Raw genomic sequence first — 835 nt, forward strand, 5'->3', positions numbered from 1 at the left:
TGTTTACTGTCTGCGTCAAAGATTGCTCCTCAAAATTGGCATCGAACTCACCCCGTCTTGCTGTCGGCTAGGCCGAAGCCGCCGACGGGGTGGGTCTCGACCTGGAATTCGAAGCCGGCGATGAACGGCCGCGCCTTGGCGATCGCTGCCTGGACTTCGGGAAGCTGCAGCGAGGCCTTGTGGCTTTCGGCGTCGGTCCACACTTCGGTGACCCAGATCGCGTCGGCATCGGCGGGATCGCGCGCGATGATATAGCTCAGGCAGCCCGACAGGGCGCCGGTGCTGGCGCGCAGGAGGTCCATGACCGCGTCGCGCTGGCCGCGCGACGCCCGCATCTTGCCGATCAGTCCGTACATTCCGTTGTCTCCTTTGAGGTTTTCGACAAGAGCGTGCAGATCGCCAGTATGGCGATAGCCGTTCAAGGCATCAACTGGCCGCCATTCACCTCGATCACCTGGCCGGTGATGTAGCCGCTGAGAAGGTCGGAAGAGAGGAACAGATAGGCGCCGACGCAATCCTGCGCCGTGCCGGCGCGTCCCTGCGGAATGGTGGCGACCATGCCCTTGATCTGCTCGTCGGTCGAATAGCGCTCGTGGAACGGGGTGAGAATGGTGCCGGGCGCCACCGCGTTGACGCGGATGCCGAAGCCGATCAGCTCCTTTGCCATGCCGCGCGTCACATTGGAGACGAAAGCCTTGGCAGAGCCGTAAAGCCCGGCGCCGCCGCCGGCACCATTGCGGGCGGCGATCGAGGAGGTGTTGACGATGAAGCCGCCCTGTTTCTTCAGCCACGGGATCGCCTTGCGCGAAGCAGTCAGCACCGAACGGGCGTTGAG

Annotated in this window: 2 protein-coding genes; both read right to left on the bottom strand. The window is 63.8% G+C overall.

Annotated features, from left to right (window positions below; translation table 11 throughout):
* Positions 1–47 precede the first annotated feature (47 nt).
* The gene (locus tag EN884_RS37415) at positions 48–356 is read right to left on the bottom strand and encodes a putative quinol monooxygenase (RefSeq protein WP_063168863.1); all 309 of its coding nucleotides are present in this window, start codon (positions 354–356) and stop codon (positions 48–50) included.
* 62 nt (positions 357–418) lie between these two features.
* A partial coding sequence (locus EN884_RS37420) for an SDR family oxidoreductase (RefSeq protein WP_164895488.1) occupies positions 419–835 on the bottom strand: 417 nt, incomplete at its 5' end.

Source organism: Mesorhizobium sp. M7A.F.Ca.AU.001.01.1.1 (assembly GCF_004022735.1).
Lineage (GTDB): Bacteria > Pseudomonadota > Alphaproteobacteria > Rhizobiales > Rhizobiaceae > Mesorhizobium > Mesorhizobium ciceri.

What these genes read in the sequence shown, in the direction of transcription:
- EN884_RS37415 (WP_063168863.1), bottom strand. Translation starts at nt 356, where the DNA reads ATGTACGGACTGATCGGCAAGATGCGGGCGTCGCGCGGCCAGCGCGAC.